The sequence below is a fragment of the Streptomyces sp. NPDC021749 genome (assembly GCF_040640655.1).
Taxonomy (GTDB): Bacteria; Actinomycetota; Actinomycetes; order Streptomycetales; family Streptomycetaceae; genus Streptomyces.
This window is the reverse complement of the sequence record NZ_JBFACE010000015.1, coordinates 129,235-149,193: the sequence shown is the minus strand read 5'-3', so window position 1 is coordinate 149,193 and position 19,959 is coordinate 129,235. Positions and strand designations below refer to the sequence as shown.

General features: G+C 73.0%; 14 protein-coding genes and 2 pseudogenes. 5 read left to right on the top strand and 11 right to left on the bottom strand.

Annotated elements, in window-relative coordinates; all coding sequences use genetic code 11:
* Window positions 1-2: 2 nt before the first annotated feature.
* From AB0G35_RS17545 to AB0G35_RS17520, 6 genes are all read right to left on the bottom strand, one after another.
* A complete protein-coding gene (locus AB0G35_RS17545; protein WP_360949491.1) occupies window positions 3-965 on the bottom strand; it encodes a CoA ester lyase in 963 nt (320 codons plus the stop codon).
* Complete coding sequence (locus AB0G35_RS17540) at window positions 962-2,998, bottom strand: protein meaA (RefSeq protein ID WP_360949489.1); 2,037 nt, start codon at window positions 2,996-2,998, stop codon at window positions 962-964. Before AB0G35_RS17540 ends, AB0G35_RS17545 begins: the two co-directional genes overlap by 4 nt.
* Before the next feature lie 16 nt (window positions 2,999-3,014).
* Complete coding sequence (gene ccrA, locus AB0G35_RS17535; RefSeq protein ID WP_360949487.1) at window positions 3,015-4,352, bottom strand: crotonyl-CoA carboxylase/reductase; 1,338 nt, start codon at window positions 4,350-4,352, stop codon at window positions 3,015-3,017.
* Between the two features lie 473 nt (window positions 4,353-4,825).
* Window positions 4,826-7,297, bottom strand: a complete 2,472-nt coding sequence (locus AB0G35_RS17530; protein ID WP_360949485.1) for an NB-ARC domain-containing protein — start codon at window positions 7,295-7,297, stop codon at window positions 4,826-4,828.
* A gap of 49 nt (window positions 7,298-7,346) precedes the next feature.
* Entirely contained in the window at window positions 7,347-8,150 is an 804-nt protein-coding gene (locus AB0G35_RS17525) for a TetR family transcriptional regulator (RefSeq protein ID WP_360949483.1), read from the bottom strand.
* Between the two features lie 136 nt (window positions 8,151-8,286).
* Window positions 8,287-10,107 (bottom strand): 3-hydroxyacyl-CoA dehydrogenase family protein, encoded by a 1,821-nt coding sequence (locus AB0G35_RS17520; protein ID WP_360949481.1) that lies wholly within the window; start codon window positions 10,105-10,107, stop codon window positions 8,287-8,289.
* 396 nt (window positions 10,108-10,503) lie between these two features.
* On the opposite strand from AB0G35_RS17520, the gene AB0G35_RS17515 reads away from it, so the two are divergent.
* Entirely contained in the window at window positions 10,504-11,205 is a 702-nt protein-coding gene (locus AB0G35_RS17515; protein WP_360949479.1) for a HEAT repeat domain-containing protein, read from the top strand.
* Window positions 11,206-11,289: 84 nt separating this feature from the next.
* Here AB0G35_RS17515 and AB0G35_RS17510 read toward each other — a convergent pair whose 3' ends face one another.
* Both AB0G35_RS17510 and AB0G35_RS17505 read right to left on the bottom strand, forming a co-directional pair.
* Window positions 11,290-11,868, bottom strand: coding sequence for a GNAT family N-acetyltransferase (locus AB0G35_RS17510; protein ID WP_360949584.1), 579 nt, complete (start codon window positions 11,866-11,868; stop codon window positions 11,290-11,292).
* Between the two features lie 79 nt (window positions 11,869-11,947).
* On the bottom strand, window positions 11,948-12,232 hold the full coding sequence (locus AB0G35_RS17505) for a hypothetical protein (protein ID WP_360949596.1): 285 nt from the start codon (window positions 12,230-12,232) through the stop codon (window positions 11,948-11,950).
* On the opposite strand from AB0G35_RS17505, the pseudogene AB0G35_RS17500 reads away from it, so the two are divergent.
* Together AB0G35_RS17500 and AB0G35_RS17495 are read left to right on the top strand one after the other, a co-directional pair.
* A pseudogene (locus tag AB0G35_RS17500) lies at window positions 12,225-12,347 on the top strand (SDR family NAD(P)-dependent oxidoreductase); the annotation flags it as partial. The gene AB0G35_RS17505 and the pseudogene AB0G35_RS17500 overlap by 8 nt on opposite strands.
* A gap of 16 nt (window positions 12,348-12,363) precedes the next feature.
* Window positions 12,364-12,588, top strand: a pseudogene (locus AB0G35_RS17495) (MerR family DNA-binding protein); the annotation flags it as partial.
* A 74-nt stretch (window positions 12,589-12,662) separates the two neighbouring features.
* Here AB0G35_RS17495 and AB0G35_RS17490 read toward each other — a convergent pair.
* On the bottom strand, window positions 12,663-13,802 hold the full coding sequence (locus AB0G35_RS17490; protein ID WP_360949477.1) for an Rv2578c family radical SAM protein: 1,140 nt from the start codon (window positions 13,800-13,802) through the stop codon (window positions 12,663-12,665).
* Between the two features lie 175 nt (window positions 13,803-13,977).
* On the opposite strand from AB0G35_RS17490, the gene AB0G35_RS17485 reads away from it, so the two are divergent.
* Together AB0G35_RS17485 and AB0G35_RS17480 are read left to right on the top strand one after the other, a co-directional pair.
* Window positions 13,978-14,421 carry an SRPBCC family protein gene (locus AB0G35_RS17485; RefSeq protein ID WP_360949475.1) on the top strand — a complete coding sequence of 148 codons (444 nt, stop codon included), beginning with the start codon at window positions 13,978-13,980 and terminating at the stop codon, window positions 14,419-14,421.
* A 480-nt stretch (window positions 14,422-14,901) separates the two neighbouring features.
* Window positions 14,902-17,409 carry an MFS transporter gene (locus tag AB0G35_RS17480; RefSeq protein ID WP_360949581.1) on the top strand — a complete coding sequence of 836 codons (2,508 nt, stop codon included), beginning with the start codon at window positions 14,902-14,904 and terminating at the stop codon, window positions 17,407-17,409.
* 357 nt (window positions 17,410-17,766) lie between these two features.
* Here the strand turns inward: AB0G35_RS17480 and AB0G35_RS17475 are convergent, their stop codons facing one another.
* Both AB0G35_RS17475 and AB0G35_RS17470 read right to left on the bottom strand, forming a co-directional pair.
* Entirely contained in the window at window positions 17,767-18,657 is an 891-nt protein-coding gene (locus AB0G35_RS17475; protein WP_360949473.1) for a serine hydrolase, read from the bottom strand.
* 387 nt (window positions 18,658-19,044) lie between these two features.
* Complete coding sequence (locus AB0G35_RS17470) at window positions 19,045-19,926, bottom strand: helix-turn-helix domain-containing protein (protein ID WP_360949471.1); 882 nt, start codon at window positions 19,924-19,926, stop codon at window positions 19,045-19,047.
* Window positions 19,927-19,959 lie beyond the last annotated feature (33 nt).

Here is a 19,959-nt window from a genome sequence, read left to right as displayed (position 1 = left end):
GCTCATGCCTCCGGGGCTTCGAACTTGGATGTACGGATCATGCCGGCGGCCCGGCCCTTCCCGGCGATGACCAGCGCCATCTTCCGGCTCGCCTCGTCGATCATCTCGTCGCCGAGCATCGCGGATCCCTTCTTGCCGCCCGCCTCCGAGGTGTGCCACTCGTAGGCGTCCAGGATCAGCTCGGCGTGGTCGTAGTCCTCCTGGGACGGGGAGAACACCTCGTTGGCGGCCTCGACCTGGCCCGGGTGCAGCACCCACTTGCCGTCGAAGCCGAGCGCGGCGGCGCGACCGGCGACCTCCCGGTAGCCGTCCACGTTCTTGATCTGAAGGTAGGGGCCGTCGATGGCCTGCAAATCGTAGGTGCGTGCGGCCATCAGAATGCGCATCAGAATGTAGTGATACGCGTCCGCGCCATAGCCGGGCGGCTGCTCGCCGACCACCAGGGACTTCATGCTGATCGACGCCATGAAGTCGGCCGGGCCGAAGATGATGGTCTCCAGCCGCGGTGAGGCGCCGGCGATCGCGTCGACGTTCACCAGGCCCTTGGCGTTCTCGATCTGCGCCTCGATGCCGATCCGGCCGACCTCGAAGCCCATGGTCTTCTCGATCTGCGTCAGCAGCAGGTCCAGCGCCACGATCTGCTGGGCGTCCTGGACCTTCGGCAGCATGATGCAGTCCAGGTTCGGGCCCGCGCCCTCGACGACCGTGATGACGTCCCGGTACGTCCAGTGCGTGGTCCAGTCGTTGACCCGCACGACCCGGGTCTTGCCGGTCCAGTCGCCCTCGTTCAGCGCCTCGACGATCGTGTGCCGGGCGCCCTCCTTGGCGAGCGGCGCACAGGCGTCCTCCAGGTCCAGGAACACCTGGTCCGCCGGCAGGCCCTGGGCCTTCTCCAGGAAGCGCGGATTGCTGCCGGGTACCGCGAGGCAGGAGCGCCTCGGGCGCTGCCGGTTCACCGCCGTCATGCGGGGACCTCCAAGGGGTCGAGCTGGTTCGCCGTCCGGATCTCGTCGACGATACGGCCGATGATCTCCGTAATACCGAAGTCCTTGGGCGTGAAGACGGCCGCCACTCCGGCCTCCCGGAGCGCGGTCGCGTCCGCAGAGGGAATGATGCCGCCGACGATGACCGGGATGTCGTCGACGCCGGCCCGCCGCAGCCGGGCCAGCACGTCCGGCACCAGCTCCGCGTGCGAGCCGGACAGGATCGACAGGCCCACGCAGTGCACGTCCTCGGCGACCGCCGCCGAGACGATCTGCTCCGGCGTCAGCCGGATGCCCTGGTAGATCACCTCGAAGCCGGCGTCCCGGGCACGTACCGCGATCTGCTCGGCGCCGTTGCTGTGCCCGTCCAGGCCGGGCTTGCCGACCAGCAGCCGCAGCTTGCCGCTGCCGAGCTCGGCCGCCGTCTTGGCGACCTTCTCGCGGACCGCGGCCAGCGGGCTGCCCTCCTCGGCCGGGACCGCCAGCGGGGCGCTGGAGACGCCCGTGGGGGCCCGGAACTCGCCGAAGACGTCCCGCAGGGCCCAGGCCCACTCGCCGGTCGTCACACCGGCGCGGGCGCACTCCAGGGTCGCCGCGAAGAGGTTGGTGTCGCCGGCCGCCGCCTTCTTCAGCGCCGACAGCGCCTCCTGGGCGCGGCCCTCCTCGCGGTTGTCCCGCCAGTCGTGCAGCCCCCGCACCACCCGCGCCTCGTTGGCCGGGTCGACGGTCATGATGGCGGTGTCGAGGTCCGCGGTGAGCGGGTTGGGCTCGGTGGACTCGAAGCAGTTCACACCGACGATCTTCTCCTCGCCGGCCTCGATCCGGCCGCGCCGCTCGGCATGCGCGGACACCAGCTGCGACTTGAGGTAGCCGGACTCCACCGCGGCCATCGCGCCGCCCATCTCCTGGATCCGCTCGATCTCGGCCAGGCAGTCGGTGACCAGCGCGTCCACCTTGGCCTCGATGACGTGCGAACCGGCGAAGATGTCCTCGTATTCGAGCAGGTCGCTCTCGTGCGCGAGGACCTGCTGGATGCGTAGCGACCACTGCTGGTCCCAGGGCCGGGGGAGGCCCAACGCCTCGTTCCAGGCCGGGAGTTGGACGGCCCGGGCGCGGGCGTCCTTCGACAGCGTCACGGCCAGCATCTCCAGCACGATCCGCTGGACGTTGTTCTCCGGCTGGGCCTCGGTCAGCCCGAGCGAGTTGACCTGGACGCCGTAGCGGAAGCGCCGCTGCTTGGCGTTCTCGATGCCGTACCGCTCACGGGTGATGTGGTCCCAGATGCGGCCGAAGGCGCGCATCTTGCACATCTCCTCGATGAACCGGACTCCGGCGTTCACGAAGAAGGAGATACGGGCGACCACGTCGCCGAACTTCTCCGGCGGCACCTGCCCGGAGTCCCGCACCGCGTCGAGGACGGCGATCGCCGTGCTCATCGCGTACGCGATCTCCTGGACCGGGGTCGCCCCCGCCTCCTGGAGGTGGTACGAGCAGATGTTGATGGGGTTCCACTTGGGGATGTGGGAGACCGTGTACGCGATCATGTCCGTGGTGAGCCGCAGGCTCGGCCCCGGGGGGAAGACGTGCGTCCCGCGCGACAGGTACTCCTTGACGATGTCGTTCTGGGTCGTCCCCTGGAGCTTGGTGATGTCCGCGCCCTGCTCCTCCGCGACGACCTGGTAGAGCGCCAGCAGCCACATGGCGGTGGCGTTGATGGTCATCGAGGTGTTCATCTGGTCCAGGGGGATGTCCTGGAACAGCCGCCGCATGTCACCGAGGTGGGACACCGGGACCCCGACCCGGCCGACCTCGCCGCGGGCGAGGATGTGGTCGGGGTCGTAGCCGGTCTGCGTCGGCAGGTCGAACGCCACCGACAGACCGGTCTGGCCCTTGGCGAGATTGCGCCGGTACAGCTCGTTCGAGGCCTCCGCCGTGGAGTGGCCGGCGTACGTGCGCATCAGCCACGGCCGGTCCCGTTCCCTGCGCCCCTGGGACTGAGGGTGACGTTCTGTCATGGGTTGCCTCCCGGCCTCAGACGTTCCGGAAGCGGTTGATGGCGTCGAGGTGCTTGGCGCGCATCTCCTGGTCGCGCACGCCCATGCCCTCCTCGGGCGCCAGCGCCAGCACGCCGACCTTGCCCTGGTGCAGGTTGCGGTGCACGTCGTACGCCGCCTGCCCGGTCTCCTCCAGGGTGTAGGTCTTGGACAGGGTCGGGTGGATCTTGCCCTTGGCGATCAGGCGGTTGGCCTCCCACGCCTCGCGGTAGTTGGCGAAGTGCGAGCCGATGATCCGCTTCAGCGACATCCACAGGTAGCGGTTGTCGTACTCGTGCATGTAGCCCGAGGTCGAGGCGCAGGTGGTGATGGTGCCGCCCTTGCGGGTGACGTACACGGAGGCGCCGAAGGTCTCCCGGCCGGGGTGCTCGAAGACGATGTCGATGTCCTCGCCGCCGGTGAACTCGCGGATGCGCTTGCCGAAGCGCTTCCACTCCTTCGGGTCCTGGGTGCGCTCGTCCTTCCAGAACTTGTAGCCCTCGGCGTTGCGGTCGATGACCGCCTCGGCGCCCATGGCGCGGCAGATGTCGGCCTTCTCGGGGCTGGAGACGACACAGATCGGGTTGGCGCCGCCGGCCAGCGCGAACTGCGTGGCGTAACTGCCGAGGCCGCCGCTGGCGCCCCAGATCAGGACGTTGTCGCCCTGCTTCATCCCGGCGCCGTTGCGGGACACCAGCTGGCGGTACGCGGTCGAGTTGACCAGGCCCGGGGCCGCCGCCTCCTCCCAGCTCAGGTGGTCGGGCTTGGGCATCAGCTGGTTGGACTTGACCAGCGCGATCTCGGCCAGGCCGCCGAAGTTGGTCTCGAAGCCCCAGATGCGCTGCTCGGGGTCGAGCATCGTGTCGTTGTGGCCGTCGGAGGACTCCAGCTCGACGGACAGGCAGTGCGCGACGACCTCGTCACCGGGCTTCCAGGCGTTGACGCCCGGGCCGGTGCGCAGCACGACGCCGGCCAGGTCGGAGCCGATGACGTGGTACGGCAGGTCGTGCCGCTTGGTCAGCTCGGAGAGCTTGCCGTAGCGCTCCAGGAACCCGAAGGTCGACAGCGGCTCGAAGATCGAGGTCCAGACGGAGTTGTAGTTCACGGAGGAGGCCATCACGGCCACCAGCGCCTCGCCGGGGCCGAGTTCGGGGACCGGGACGTCGTCGACGTGCAGCGACTTGCGCGGGTCCTTCTCCTTGGTGGGCAGGCCGGCGAACATCTCGGCCTCGTCCTTGTGCACGGTCACCGCGCGGTAGGACTCGGGGATGGGCAGCGCGGCGAAGTCGGCGCTGGTGGTGTCGGGCGCAAGGATCGCGTCCAGGATCTCGTTCACGGTGTGCCTCCGGCGAAGCGCGTGGGAAACGGCTTGAGGGAACGTCGGGGGTGGTGCGGGAGGTGGTGCCGTCGGTTCGGCCGGGGTGGCGCCGCCGCCGCCGTCCCCGCCGGTTTCGCGGAGGCGTCGGCCGTGGTGCCTGGCAGCGCCTTGGTGAGCGCGGAGCCCGGCGGGTGCCGGGCGGTGTGTGCCTGTGACGCAGGCGCCCGGGCGGGCAGCCCGGGAGGGCTGCTGGGACAGCCGGCACACGAGGATCGCCTCGTCCGCCGGTCGCCCGGACACCCTCAACGTATGACACCGCGTGCCAGTCGACAAGACACTGAGTGCCAAGAATTTCTCTCAGATGTCATTTGCGCGGCACGTATGAGCGGTAGATGGGCCGATAGGGGGCCTGCCGGTGACGGAAAGAATCCGCGATATTACGGCAGGTGATCGGTGGGGCGGTTAGGCCGTTCGGGTGGGCCGTGCCCCGGTCACGCCCGGGACCGCAGGCGCTCACGCGCGGCCGGCCACAGCTGAGCGGCGGTGTGCAGCACCAGCAGACCGGCCGTGACGGCACTGCCGCCCGGCGCCCCGGCCCAGCATCCCGCCGCCAGCAGCCCTGCCGCACCCACCGCGTGGAAACGGTGCAGACCGAGCGCGGCCAGATCACCGAACCGGCCGCCGCGGCTGCGCTGCCAGACCCGCCGCGCCGCCCACGCCGTGCCCCCGGCCAGCGCCAGCTGCGCCGGCCACAGGGCCACCGGACCGCCCTCCACCAGCGCCGCCACCAGGCAGCCGAGCGCCCAGAGCACCCCGCAGCACGGCAGGGCCAGCAGCCGCAGCAGTACCGGCCGCACATGGCGGGCGGACCGCTCCACGGGCGGGTCCGGCACCGCGGGCGGCGGCTCCTGCGGCTCGCGGTCCGCCCCCGCCCGGGGCGTGGCGGCGGCCTCCGGTCCCGCCGGCAGCTTCAGCCACGGCGGCTTGATCTCCCTCAGACGCTCCCCCAGCAGCGGCAGGTTGTGCGCCCCGGCCTCGCTGTGCGCCTCCCGCAGCAGCTGCTCGGCCGCCCCCGGCCGCCCCGCCTCGGTCTCCGCCTCCGACAGCCGCGCCAGCGCCTCGACCGTCACCCGCACGTCCCCCGACCTGCGCGCCACCTCCAGTCCGCGCCGCAGCAGCTCCAGGACCTGCCGGCGGTCATGACGGTGTGCCGCGCACCCCGCCAGCTTCAGCCAGGCGTGCGCCACGACCGTGAGGTCCTCGTCGTGCGCCGTCGCCACCGCCCTGCGGTACGACAGCGCCGCCTCCCGGGCCCGCCCCAGCCGCTCCTCCGCGTCCCCCCGCTCCATCAGCGAGGTCGCCAGCCGGCGCCGGTCACCGCGCAGCGCCCAGCCGCGCACCGCCCGCCCGTAGTGGTGCGCGGCGGCCTCGTGATCCCCGCGCTCGGCCGCCTGCTCCCCGAGGTCGTCGTCCAGCTCGGGCGACCGCACCCCGGCCCGGATACGCGCCAGATGGCCCGCCTCCGCACAGGACCGGGCCTCAGCCCAGCGCTCCAGCGCGCGGTAGTGCCGCCGCATCATCCGCAGCAGCTCCGCCTCCCGGAGGTGATCGGCCCGGTGCCGGGCCGCGAGGACGCCCTGCCGCAGCACGAACAGCGCATCCACGGTCCGGCTGCGCCGCAGCAGATACGCCACCAGGTGGTCCACCACCGGAGCGACCCGCTCGTAACGGCCCTGGTCCACCGCCTCCGCCAGGGCCGCCGCCAGCGCCCCGCGCTCCCGGTCGAACCACGCGTCGTCCGCGGTGGCGGCCCGCTCGCCGTAGTGGGCCAGCAGCCGCTCCGACGCCGCACCACGCGCCGACTCCGGCTCCTGCGAGGCCAGTTCACCGACGTACAGCCGCAGCAGATCGTGGAAGCGGACCCGGCCCTCGCGGCCGGTGGGGCGCAGCAGCTGCGCCCTGACCAGGCGGCGCAGCGCCCGGTCGGCCTCCGCCGGCGAGACCCCGGCCAGCGCGGCGGCCGACTCGGCGTCGATCTCGGCTCCAGGGTGCAGCCCCAGCCGGCGCAGCATCCGTGCGTCCGGGTCGCCGAGCGCCTGGTACGACGCCTCGAACGCCTGCCGTACCGGGTCGAGTTCGGCCAGTCGCTCACCGGGCGGGCGTAACGCGGACAGGACGCGCTGCGCGCTGTCGTCGCCGTCCCGCAGCCGGCCGGCCACCACGTCCAGCGCCAGCGGCAGATGGCCGCAGAGCGCGGCGATCTCGTCCAGCTGCGACGGCGGGACCGGCTCGCCGGCCGCGGCCTCCAGCAGCGCCAGGGAGTCCTTGGGGCTGAGCGTGTCCAGCCGCAGCACGGCGAAGTGCGCGTGCTCCGGGACGGTCCGGACGGTGACCAGGAGCCGGTGGCGGCCGTCCGGCGGTATCAGCGGCACGAGGTGCTCGTCCGGCGCGGCGTCGTCGAGCAGGATCAGCAGCGCCCCGTCCGCCTCCCGCAGCCGGCTGCGGAACTGGCCGAGCAGCCCGGCCCGGTGCGGCTGGAGCTGGTCGCCGGGGATGCCGAACGCCCGCAGCCAGGTGCCGAGCAGCTCCTCGATGCTCATCGGGCCCCCGCCGCCGTGCGCCCGGGCGTCCTCGTAGAGCACCCCGCCGGGGAACCACTCGTGGGCCTCGTGCGCGGCGGCCGCCATCAGCGCCGACTTGCCCACTCCGCCCTCGCCGGTCAGCGCTATCGCGGTGGGCGCCCCGGCGCGGTCGCCGGGCGCCAGCAGGGCCAGGAGTTCGGCGAGCGGGCCGGCGCGGCCGAGCAGGGCGGCCGGACGGGGCGGCAGCGCGTTCAGGGAGCGGACCGGGGCGGGCGCCGGGTAGACCTGGACGACACCACCCTGGATGACGTCGCGGGCCTGCCCGCCACTGAAGGTGTTGTGGGTGGCCGGAGCCGGCCCCGCCTCGCTCGCGTCCGCCACGCCGTAGTGGATAGCACGAGCGGGCCGGGCCCGTCAGGCCGTTACGGGATCATCTCCGGTCCTTGATCGCCTTGCGGATCGTGCGCATGACCTCCTCCAGCGGGGCGTCCGTACGGGCCACCGCGACCAGCACCTCGCCCTCCCGGGAGACGGACGCCGAGGGCTGCTCGCCCGCCGTGCCGCGGCCCGCACCGATCCCGGCGCCGAAAGTCTCCCGGACGATCTCGAAGGCGTGGTCCAGCTGGGCCTCCACATCGCCCTCCGCGCCGGCCCGCAGCCAGCGGCGCAGGACGTGGTTGTGCGCGGTGACCACGGCGGACGCGGCGACCTCCGCCAGCAGCGGGTCGTCATCCCCCTCGCGGTGCGCGCCCTCGTCGAAGTGGCCCAGCAGATAGCGGGTGAACAGCCGCTCGTAACGGGCCACCGAGGCGATCTCGGCCTCGCGGAGCGTGGGGACCTCGCGGGTCAGCCGGTAGCGGGCCACCGACACGGCCGGCGAGGCCGCGTACATCCGCATGACCTCCTTGATGCCCCGGCACACCGTGTCGAGCGGGTTCTCGTGCGGCGGGGCGGCGTCCAGGACCGCCTCGGCCCGCACCAGGGTGTCGTCGTGGTCGGGGAAGATCGCCTCTTCCTTGGAGCGGAAGTGGCGGAAGAAGGTACGCCGGGCGACGCCCGCGGCGGCCGCGATCTCGTCGACCGTCGTCGCCTCGTAGCCCTTGGTCGCGAACAGCTCCATCGCCGCCGCCGACAATTCGCGGCGCATTTTGAGCCGTTGTGCGGCCGCGCGGCGGGTGCCGGGAGTGCTGCTGTCGGGGGCGTCGGAGGGCTGCGTACGAGCGGGCTGGGACATGTGGGGACGGTACTGCATATTTACCCGGCCTGCGGCATGAGGTCCCACCTCCGCCCTCGTGAGCGGGGGTGGACCGCCGTCCGGCTCCAGCAGTCCACCCCAGCCGGCCCCGTCCGGGCGGGGGCGCCCCCACGGGTCAGCGCCGGGCGTACTCACGGAAGCCGCGGCCCGTCTTGCGTCCGAGGCACCCCGCCGCGACGAGGTGCTCCAGCAGCGGCGCCGGGGCCAGCCCCGGGTCGCGGAACTCGGCGTGCAGCACCTTCTCGATCGCCAGCGAGACGTCGAGGCCGACCACGTCGAGGAGCTCGAACGGGCCCATCGGGTAGCCGCCGCCGAGCTTCATCGCCGCGTCGATGTCGTCCAGCGACGCGTAGTGCTCCTGCACCATCTTGATCGCGTTGTTCAGGTACGGGAACAGCAGCGCGTTCACGATGAAGCCGGCCCGGTCGCCGCAGTCCACCGGGTGCTTGCGGACCTTGGCGCACACCTCCCGCACGGTCGCGTGCACCTCGTCGGACGTCAGGACCGTGCGCACCACCTCGACCAGCTTCATCGCCGGCGCCGGGTTGAAGAAGTGCATCCCGATGACGTCCTGCGGGCGCGAGGTGGCCCGGGCGCAGGCCACGACCGGCAGCGACGAGGTCGTGGTGGCCAGGACCGCGCCCGGCTTGCAGACCTTGTCCAGGGTCCGGAACAGCTCCTGCTTGACGGCGAGGTCCTCGGCCACCGCCTCGACCGCGAGGTCCACGTCCGCGAACGCGTCCAGCGTCCCGGCCGGGGTGATCGCCGCCAGCGCCGCGTCCCGGGCCTCGGCGGTCAGCCGGCCCTTGTCCACGGACCGGCCCAGCGACGTGGCGATCCGGGCCTTGGCCTTCTCCGCCTTCTCCGGGCTGCGGGCGGCCAGCACGACCTGGTACCCAGCCTTGGCGAAGACCTCGGCGATCCCGCTGGCCATCGTCCCGGAACCGGCGACGCCGACCCGGGTGACGGTACGCCCGGCCGTGGCCGCAGCGGTGGCCGCCGGGCTCTCCGCGTCCGGCACGACCGTGGCCGAGCCCGGCGCCTCGTACGTGTAGAAGCCGCGGCCCGCCTTGCGGCCGGTCAGCCCCGCCTCGGCCAGCTGGCCCAGGATCGGCGCCGGGGCGTGCAGCCGGTCCTGGGAGTCGGCGTACATCGCCTCCAGGACGGTCCGGGCGGTGTCCACGCCGATCAGGTCCAGCAGCGCCAGCGGGCCCATGGGAAGGCCGCAGCCGAGCCGCATCGCGGCGTCGATGTCCTCACGGGTGGCGTACCGGGACTCGTACATCGCGGCGGCCTGGTTCAGATAGCCGAACAGCAGGCCGTCGGCGACGAAACCGGGCCGGTCACCCACCGCGATCGGGTCCTTGCCCAGGTCGCGGGCGAGCTCGGTGACCGCGGCGACCGCCGCCGGCGCGGTGAGCACCGAGGAGACCACCTCGACCAGCTTCATGGCCGGTGCGGGGTTGAAGAAGTGCAGCCCGAGCACCCGCTCGGGGTGCTGCGAATCGGCGGCGAGCCGGGTCACGGACAGTGCGTTGGTGCCGGTGGCCAGGACGGTGTCCGGCCGCACCACGGCGTCGAGTTCGGCGAAGACCTGCCGCTTGAGCTCGTAGTCCTCGGGGACCACCTCGATGACGAGATCGGCGTCCGCGGCGGCCTGCAGATCGGTGAAGGTGCGGAAGCGGGCCAGGACGTCCTGCCGCTCGCGCTCGGTGATCCGCTCACGGCGCACCGCACGCGCCGTGGCGGCTTCCAGTGCGGCGACGGCATGCCGGGCCGCGGCCTCGTCGGTGTCGATGCCGATGACCTCACGGCCGGCCCGGGCGAGCACCTCGGCGATGCCGGTGCCCATGGTGCCCAGGCCGACGACGGCCACGGTGGAGAGGGACAGGGGGGAAATGTCGGGAGAGAGATCAGGGGTGGACGAAGGGCCCATCGCGAACTCCTGAGGGTGTTCCCCTAAGGGCAGGGGAGAAGTGACGACTGAGGGGTGGCCGCGCGGACGCGACGGGCAGCGGATACGCGACGACCCAAGGCGCGCGGCGGGGCCGCGGAGGGCCGCAGTGCTGCTGGCAGCGCCGGCGGTGCGGGAGCTGCGGCGGGCCCTGTCCCGGGGCCGTGCCGTGCTCCGTACTGATGTCGTGCTGTTGCGAGTGCCGAACCGACTTCACTCTGTGGCGGCTGCGTCACCAGGCCGCCCGAGCAGGGGTGCTGCTCGTCCCAGCAGGTTAACCGGTGGGTAACCGCAGCGCCAGGGGTAGTGCGGGTCATTAGTCTGTGGTGCAGGCCACGTCTCGGCAACCGGGGCGCCCCGGCGGGAGGGAAGCGGCAAATGGAAGACGAATTCCACGAGTTGACGGACCGGGTGCGGGCCGAACTCCGCTCCCCACAGGATCTGGTCGCCTACGAGCGCCTGCTGGGACTCGCCCGCAAGAACACCCCCGCCGGACGGGAAGAACTCGCCCGGATGCTGGTCGCCGTCGAACGCCCCCTGTGGGCCCGCGAGATCGCCGCCTTCATCCTCGGCTGCGCCGGTGACAAACGCGCCTTCGAGACGCTCGTCCTGCTGCTGAACTACCGCGATCCGGTGCGCTGCGCCACCGCGGCACACGCCCTGAGCCGGCTCGGCGACCCGCGCACCGCCCGCGCCGCCGCCGCCCTCGCCACCAACCCGCTGCGCACCGCGTACGCCCTGCACCCGGTCCGGCTCCTCGCCGAGCTGCGCGCACCGCAGTCCGTGCCGGCGCTGATCGCCACCCTGGAGCGGCTGCTGACCCCGCACAACCCCTACTGGCGGGTGGCACTCGCCTGCGTCGAGGGCCTGGGCGCCCTGGGCGATCGCCGCGCCGTCCCCGCCCTCACCGCCGCCACCACCCACCCCCGCCTGGCCGCCGCCGCGGCGGCCTCACTGGCCCGGCTGGGGGTGCACGAGCTGCCGGGGGAGGACGGAGCGGCGGGTGGGGGCGGGGTGAAGGGGGACCCGGGTGCCGCGAAGGGCGGGACGGGCGCTGCGGAGGAGGGGTCGGGGATCTGAGGCGGTCGGGCGGCGGTCGGCGGTCGCGGCGCTTGGTCGGCGGCTGGTCGGCGCTCAGCGGCGGTCAGCGGCGCTCAGCGGCGGTCACCGGACGTCCCGAGTGCATGGGACGTCCAACGTCGGGTCCGGGCAGTACGGAGACAGGGGGCGCCGGTAGCGCAGCTCGGGGACGCTGCTGCCGCCCACCTCGTACGCCTCCTCCGCCCCGTCCGGTACGAAACCGGCGCGCTCGTAGAACCGCTGGGCGCGGGTGTTGCCGCGTACCACCCACAAATACAGCGCGCGGTATCCGCTCTGCCGTGCCACGTCCAGGCCCGCGGTCATCAGGGCCCGACCGACACCGGTGCCGATCCGCTCAGGCGCGACGTACAGCGCGAACAGCTCACCCGCCGTCGGGCGTGGGGCGGGCAACTCCTCGGCGCCCGGGGCCACATCGGGATCCCGGGCCGGGCCGACCGAGGTCCAGCCCACCACCTCACCGGCCGACTCCGCCACCAGGTCGACCACCTCCGGCGACCGCCGCCCGAACCACGATCGCCGCCGCTCGGCGTCCGCCGCCACGCTCATCCCGTCCAGGTACGCCTGCGGTATCAGCCCGCGGTACGCCGTCTGCCAGCCGCGGACCCGTACCGCCGAGACCGCCTCGATGTCGGCCTCGCCCATCTCCCGTACCCGGAGCGGTTCTCCCGGCCTCCTGCCCATGCCCCTGCCCGTATCCATGACGGAGAGGGTAGGGGCCCGGTCAAGGGGGTTTTGCCGCCGCGGGCTTGACCTTGCCCCTGAGGACAAGGTTCAAGACTTCCGGCATGGCACGCAGCACGCACACCACGTCCACCGCGCACACCACGTCTGCCACGCACACCGCGCACACCACTTCTGCCACGCACACCGCGCACGGCACGTCCGCCGCGTCCACCGCGCACGGCACCCACGCGCCGCAGCAGCCCGGGACGCACACGCCCGGGACGGACGCCCCGGCAACGGAAAGGCATCGCACGGACGTTCCGCCCCGCAGGGTGGTGATCATCACCGGCGCCGGTACGGGGATCGGGCGGGCCGCCGCCCGGGCTTTCGCGGCCGAGGGGGCGCGGGTGCTGGCGGTGGGCCGCCGGTCCGAGCCGCTGGCGGAGACGGCGGCGGGCGCCGAGGGGGACGGCGGCCGGGCTCACGCTCGCCGACGTCCGCTGCTTCACCGCCTGCCTGGACGGCGACATGACCACCGCCCGTCCGTCCGCGGAGGGCCTGCGGATCGCCCGTGAGCGGCTCGCCGTCATCGACGAGCGGATCGCCGCCCAGACCGAGGCCCGGAACCGCCTCGCGCGGGCCCTGGAGGCCGTCCCGACCGTCCCGGCCATCCCGGCGGTCCCGGCCGCCCCGACCTGAGCGGTCGGCCCGGCTCGCGCCCGGCAGGCGGCGGACCCGCTCGTTCGACCAACGGAGGCGGCGGACCGGCCGGGTCAGATGAGGGTCAGTTGGGTCGGGCCCGGGGGCAGAGCCGCAGTCTCCGGCGTAGGCGTGTGCGTAGACGTATGCGTAGGCGCATGCATAGGCACAGGCACAGGCACAGGCGTGGGAGCGCGCGTGGGCGGGGGAGCGGGCGCGGGTGCGGAGTTTCCGGTGGTGTCGCCGGACGGCGGCCGGATGCGGCGGGCCTCGCCCGAGCGGGCCGGGCCGATGCCGTATTCGGCGGCGAGCTCGTGGACCTGGCGGGTGATCCGGCGCTGGTACCACGTGGGGGCGTAGGCGCCGTCCGCGTACATCGTCGCGTAGCGCCGTACGAGATGCGGATGGTGGCGGTCCAGCCAGGACAGGAACCACTCGCGGGCGCCGGGGCGCAGGTGCAGCACCAGCGGCGTGACCGATCCCGCGCCGGCCTCCGCGATGGCGCGGACCGTGGCGCGCAGCTGCTCCGGCGCGTCGCCGAGGAACGGGATGACGGGTGCCATGAGCACACCGCACGGAATGCCGTGCGCGGTGAGGGTGCGCACCACGTCCAGCCGGCGTTCGGGGGCGGGCGTACCGGGCTCGACGGTGCGCCACAGCTCGTGGTCCAGGAAACCGACGGAGACCGAGATGCCGACGTCGGTGATCTGGGCGGCCTGCCGCAGCAGTTCCAGGTCCCGCAGGATGAGCGTGCCCTTGGTGAGGATCGAGAACGGGTTGGCGTGATCGCGCAGCGCCGCGAGGATGCCGGGCATGAGGCGGTAGCGGCCCTCCGCGCGCTGGTAGCAGTCGACGTTGGTGCCCATCGCGATGTGGTCCCCGCGCCAGCGGCGCCCGGCGAGTTCGCGGCGCAGTAGTTCCGGGGCGTTGATCTTCACCACGATCTGGGTGTCGAAGCCGAGGCCGGTGTCCAGGTCCAGATAGCTGTGGGTCTTGCGGGCGAAGCAGTAGACGCAGGCGTGGCTGCATCCGCGGTAGGGGTTGACCGTCCATTCGAACGGCATCCGGGAGGCGCCCGGGACGCGGTTGACGAGGGAACGGGCGCGCACCTCGTGGAACGTGATCCCGCGGAATTCGGGGGTGTCGAACGTCCGGCTGACCACGTCCGCACCGAAGAGTGCGGCCGGGCCGTCGCCCAGGTTGTCCCAGCGCATCGGGCCTCCTTCTGCATGCTGCATGCCGTCGAGCCCCCGGACGCCATAATAGAACACGTGTTCCCTTCTCGTTCCGTCGCGACGGGCTCGCGCGGATTTTGGGCGCGCCCCCCTGTGGTGGTTGGCTTGGCGGCGCATCGCAGGACCGGCAGCCGACTACTGGAGGAAGACACACATGGGTCAGGTCGAGGCCACCACGCAGCGCGAGATCGCGGCGGACCCGGAGGACGTGTTCGACGCGCTCGCCGACTACAGCGGCACGCGCCGGCAGCTGCTGCCCGAGCACTTCACGGAGTACGAGGTCCGCGAGGGCGGCGACGGCAAGGGCACCCTCGTCCACTGGAAGCTCCAGGCCACGAGCAAGCGGGTGCGCGACTGTCTGCTGGAGGTCGACGAGCCCACCGACGGCCAGCTCGTGGAGAAGGACCGCAACTCCTCCATGGTGACCACCTGGGTCGTCACGCCGGCCGGCGAGGGCCGTGCCAGGGTCGTCGTCACGACCACCTGGCAGGGTGCGAGCGGCATCGGCGGCTTCTTCGAGCGGACCTTCGCCCCCAAGGGCCTCGGCCGGATCTACGACACCATCCTCGCCAACCTCGCGGCGCGCATGGAGAAGTGATCGGACGTCCGACGTCCTCTCTGCTTGCGTGGTGCATGTCTCGCGTCATGCGGGTCGTACGCGATCATCCCTGTCGTGCGCATCGTGCGCATCGTGAGTGTTCCCCGTCTTGCGTGCCTTGCGTGTCTTGCGGGGCGTGCACGCCATGTGCTTCGTGCGCTGAGCGCGGGCGTCACATGCGTCACCCTGAGTCCGTTCCGTCACGCTCACCGGTTCGGGTGGTTTCCGCCGTGCCGAAGCGCAGCGGCCGCCGCGCCGGTTCCGTACGGAAAGCCCTGATGGGAACCCAAGGGGCCTGGTCGGCAAGGCACTTGACGTCCGTTCCGGCCCTGCTGGACCCCTTTCGTCGCGCTTGAACGCTGTTGTCGCCCAATGCGAGAAATTGGGCGACAACAGGCGTGACGAGGGGAGCAGCACGTGGGCGGGACCACCCTGAGCGATCCGGCCGGGCGTACCGGTCCACCGGCCCCCGGCCCGGCCATGGCACCGGCCGCCGGGGGCCGACCCGGCGCATCGGACGGCGCCGCGCCGCTGCCGCTCGGCCCCCGCCGGCTCCGTCCGGTCCTCGCCGGGCTGCTGTTGGCCCTGCTGCTCGCGGCCCTCGGCCAGACCCTCATCGCCCCCGCGCTCCCGAAGATCGTCGGCGAGCTGCACGGCCTGGGCACGATGTCCTGGGCCGCGACGTCCTACCTCCTCGCCTCCGCCCTCGGCCTGCCCCTCTACGGAAAACTCGGCGACCTCTTCGGCCGCAAACCGGTCTTCCTCTTCGCGCTGTTGGTCTTCACCGCCGGGTCGGCGCTGGCCGGCTGGTCCCGCACCATGGACGAGTGGGTGGCCTTCCGGGCCGTCCAGGGCGTCGGCGGCGGCGGACTGATGATCGGCGTCCACGCCATTGTCGCCGACGTCCTACCTTCCTGGTCCCGCGGCCGCTCCAGGGGACTGCTCGGCGCCGCCTCGGGCGTCGCCCTCGCAGTCGGACCGCTGATCGGCGGCTTCCTCGTCGATCACCTCTCCTGGCGCTGGTGCTTCTACCTCAACGTCCCGCTCGGTGCGCTGACCCTCCTCGTCATCGCCTTCGCGCTGAAGCTGCCCCCGTCGCCCGGCCGGCCCAGGCCCGACCTCGTCGGCGCACTGCTGCTCGCCGCGTTCTCCACCTGCCTGGTCCTGCTCGCCAGTTGGGGCGGTACGGAGTACGCCTGGAACTCTCGGGTGGTCCTCGGTCTGGGGGCCGGGGCGCTCGGCAGCGCGCTGCTCTTCCTCGCCGTCGAGCACTTCGCCGCCCAACCGATCGTCCCGCTGCGGCTGTTCCGCGATCCGGTCTTCCACCTCACCTGCCTGATCGGCACCGCCGCCGGCATCGCGCTCTTCGGCGCCGCCAGCCGTCTGCCGACCTTCCTGCAGCGGGTGGACGGCGCCTCGGCCACCGAGTCCGGACTGCTGATGCTGCCGCTGCTGAGCGGCATCGTGCTCGGCTCGGTCGTCTCCGGCGGGCTCATCCACCGCACCGGCCACTCCCACAAGGCCTTCGCCGTCCTGGGCTGTGCGGTGGCCGCCGGCGGGATGTGGCTGCTGTCGCGGTCGGCCCCGGGCGCGTCCCGGGTGGTCTACGGCCTCTGGACGGCCCTTTTGGGCCTGGGTATCGGCTTCGTGCTGCCGGTGCTGCTGCGCGCCGTCCGGAACTCCGTACGGGCCCGTGACCTCTCCGCCGCGACCGGCCCCGCCCCTTACGTCCGGCAGCTCGGCGGCAGCGTCGGCGCGGCCCTCTTCGGCCTCCTCTTCGCCGACCGGCTGGCCCGCCAGCTCGACGACCGGCCGCCGGCGCCGGGACGGCTGCCCGACCCTGAGGCGATCACCCCGCAGCTGGTCCACGCACTGCCCGCCTCCCTGCGCGACGGCTATCTCGCCGCCTGCGCCCACGCCGTGCCGAGGGTCTTCTTCTCCCTCGCGCCGATGCTCGCCCTGGGCCTCGTGCTCGCCTTCTTCCTGAAAGAGAAACCACTGGTGTCCCACGCCCCTCACGCCCCGCAGACCTCCCCGACCCCGGACCGGACCACCGCGTACGGCGAGCCGACCGAACCGGCGGGACCCGCCGGATCTGTCGATCCGACCGGACCAACCGGGTCGGCCGCGGTGCCTCCGGCCCGTGCCGCCGTCGACCCGGACGCCCTCAACCCGACCGTCCCGATGGCCGGTTACCGGCGTGGCTATGGTTTCTCCGGTGGCGGGCACTCGGGCATCCCGGTGTGCGGGGCGGTACGGCACCACGACGGCTCGATCGTGCCGCGGGCCGCGCTCACCCTCATCGACGTCACCGGGCGGCAGATCGGGCGCGGCGCCTCCGGTGAGGACGGGCGGTACGCGCTGAGCACCCCCGGCCCCGGCTCCTACGTGCTGATCGCGGCCGCCGGCGGCCACCAGCCGCAGGCCGTGACCGTGACCGTAGGTGAGCGGCCGGTCGAGCTGGACGTGGTCCTCGGCGGTGCCGGCCGGCTGGCCGGCACCGTCACCACCGCCGACGGCACTCCCGTACGCGATGCCATGGTCACCCTCACCGACGTGCGCGGCGAGGTCGTCGCGACCACCCGCAGCGGACGCGAAGGCGGTTATGTCATCGGGGAGTTGGTGGCCGGGGAGTACACCCTGGCCTCCAGCGCGCCGGCGTACCGGCCGGCCGCGCTGCCGGTCACCGTCCAGGCGTCGCGGGAGACCCGCCAGGACATCGAACTCGCCGGAGGTGCGGTACTGCGCGGGACCGTACGGGCCGGTGGCGGGCGCCCCGTCGAGGACGCCCGGGTCACCCTGCTGGACGTCGCGGGCAACGTCGTCGACACCGCCGTCACCGGGCCCGACGGGCTGTTCCGCTTCGTGGACCTCGCGGCCGGCGAGTACACCGTGGTCGCCGCCGGATACCCGCCGGTGGCCACCGTCCTGCAGGTGGCCGGCGGCGGCCGTACCGAACGCGACCTCCAGCTCGGACACGAGGACTGATCTCGCGCCAAGGGACAGTGCCCGAGCGCCCGTTGGGCGGGCGTACCACCCGTTCGTCCGCTTCACGGAATGCCGCCGCGGCATCACCGTGCGGCCGGACCGTGGTGGCGGTGGTGCACGGCCGGGTACGGAGGAGCGACCGCCCATGGCGCCTGGCCTCCCGTCGGACGGCACCGGTACGTCCGGTACGGCAGTCCGGGTGGCCGAGTCGCGCTGGAGACCAGCCGCCGGGAAGGCTCGCCCGCCGACCTCGCACCGGCACGCGCACGGGCAGGCCGGCAGGCGTGACCGGAGCGGTCGCCGGGCCGGGGGCGACGCCGCCGTCGGCGGTCCGGTGGTACGCGCGGGTGGCGGGTCTCAGCGCCGCAGGTCGCGGTGGATGACCCGGGCGGCGCCCTCGACCGTGGCGACTCCGTAGTCCATGGTCCTGTTGCCGGTGGAGAGGACGGCCATGCCGTAGTCGTGGCCGTGGCCGGTGAAGGTGCCGACGCTGTTGATCCGCCAGCCGCCGGTGTCCCGCGGCAGCCAGCCGTTCTTGACGTGGACGGTGGCGGTGGCCGGGGCGCCGGCCGGTACGCCCCAGCGCTGGTCGGACGCGACCCGGTGCATCAGGTCGAGCGCGTATCCGCGGGAGGCCGGGCCGAGCACCGCTCCGTCCGTGGTGAGCAGCTGCATCAGGGTGAGCTGGTCGGCGGCGGTGACCTGGGTGAGGCCCCAGGACGCACCGTGGCCCGGCACGGTGTCCCGCATCCCGGCCAGGTCGAGGAAGCGCTGGACGCCGGCCGGGCCTATCTGGTGCCACAGGGCGTTGGTCGCGTCGTTGTCCGACTTGGTGATCATGGCGGTGGTCAGCTTGACCTCGCGCGGGGTCAGCTTCCGCTGACCCTCCTCGGCCTGCCGCAGCAGTGCCCCGAGGACGGTGACCTTCACCACACTCGCCGAGTCGAAGTGGGTGCCGGCCTTGAAGGAGCAGCGGGTCCCGGTGCGTCGGTCGTAGACGGCCAGCGCCGAGGCGCTCTGCCGGCCGTGCAGGGCGCCGGCGATGTCATGGGACAGGACCGGGGCCAGGCCCGGCTTCTTGGAGGTGCAGACGACCTTGGCGCCGGCCACCGGGGTGCTGGCGGTGCCGGCCGCGGCCGGGGCCGCCGAGGTGAGCACCGTGAGCAGTGATCCGGCGGCCACGAGTGCGGCCAGCCCGCGGCGCGTGCCGGTTGCGAGGCGTCGTCCGTGGAGGCGTGATCCGTGCATGGGGGTGGTTCCTGTCCCGCTGTATCGGGGCCCCGCCGGTGGCGGTCGGCCTCGGGTGACCGGGGGTGGTCGGGCCGGCACAGCCGCGCGCGGCGGCGTGTGGGCCCTTCATGGGTCACGGTGACGATACGGGGCAGGTCAGAGGGCAGCCCGGCAATATGGGCTGCTATGTCCGTATATGGGGAGCGTGGCTTGGGTGTGAGATTCGCCAAATCGGGACGCACGGGATGGGAGGGGCGCATGGTGCGCACAGGACGGGCAGGACGCACGGGACGGGCAGGGCGGACGGGGTGGACAGGGCGGACGAGGTGGATGGGGCGGGTTGGGTGGAGGGGAGGGGTGCGGCGCATGGGGGAGCGGCGCGGCGCCCCGTGCGTAGGGCGCCCCTCAGGGCCGTGGCACCGGCTGTCGGATTTGGCTGGGGCGTGGTCGTCGGGATGCGGCGGCCCGCCGCCGGTGGGTGCCCGCCATCAGCCGGCGGCCGCGCAGGGCTAGCTCGATCTCGAAGCGGGCCCGCGGATCGCGCAGCCGGGCACCGAAGAGCTTCTCCAGCTGGCGCATCCGGTACCGCACGGTCTGCGGATGGATGCTGAGCGCCTTGGCCACCTCGGGCGCGCCCATCCCGCCCAGCCAGGCCAGCAGCGTCGCCTCCAGGCGTGCGCACCGCTCCGGTGACAGGCCGACGAGTGGCCTGAGCCGGCGCGCGATGAGGGTGCGGGTGAGCGACTCGTCCTGGAGGAGCAGCAGGCTGGAGAGGTGGTCGTCGACGAAGGCCACGCCCGCGGCGGGGCCGTCGCACCGGGCGGCCAGCTCCAGCAGGCGGGAGGCGGCGCGGACCGAGGCGGCTGCGTCCTGGGGTGGTACCGCATGGCCGACCGCGGCGGCGCGGTGGCGCAGGATGCCCTTCAGCCGGGCCCGTCCGTCCTCGCCCTCGGCGAGCGCGCCGGGAATGAGCAGGCCCGGCTCCTCGTCCGGCAGGCTGACCAGGCAGTCGCCGAGCGCGGCGGCGACGAGGTGGATGTCGGTGTCGGTCGCCAGCCGGACCGCCCGCACGGTGGCCGGCAGCGGCCGGTCGGCCCGCAGGACGTCCGCGATCAGCCGGGTGATCCGCGCCCGGTCGTTCCGCTCCAGGAATTCCCCGAAGCCTGGATTGCGCTCGCAAAGAGACCGGATGACCAGTTCGGTGAGGGCGGCCAGCTGGTCGTCACCGCTGTCGGCCTGCGGGGTGCCGAGCTGCGCTAAGGGGCTGGCGTTCTGTGCTGTGCTCATGATTCTGCCTCTGTCTCCTCATGTGGGAGGCCG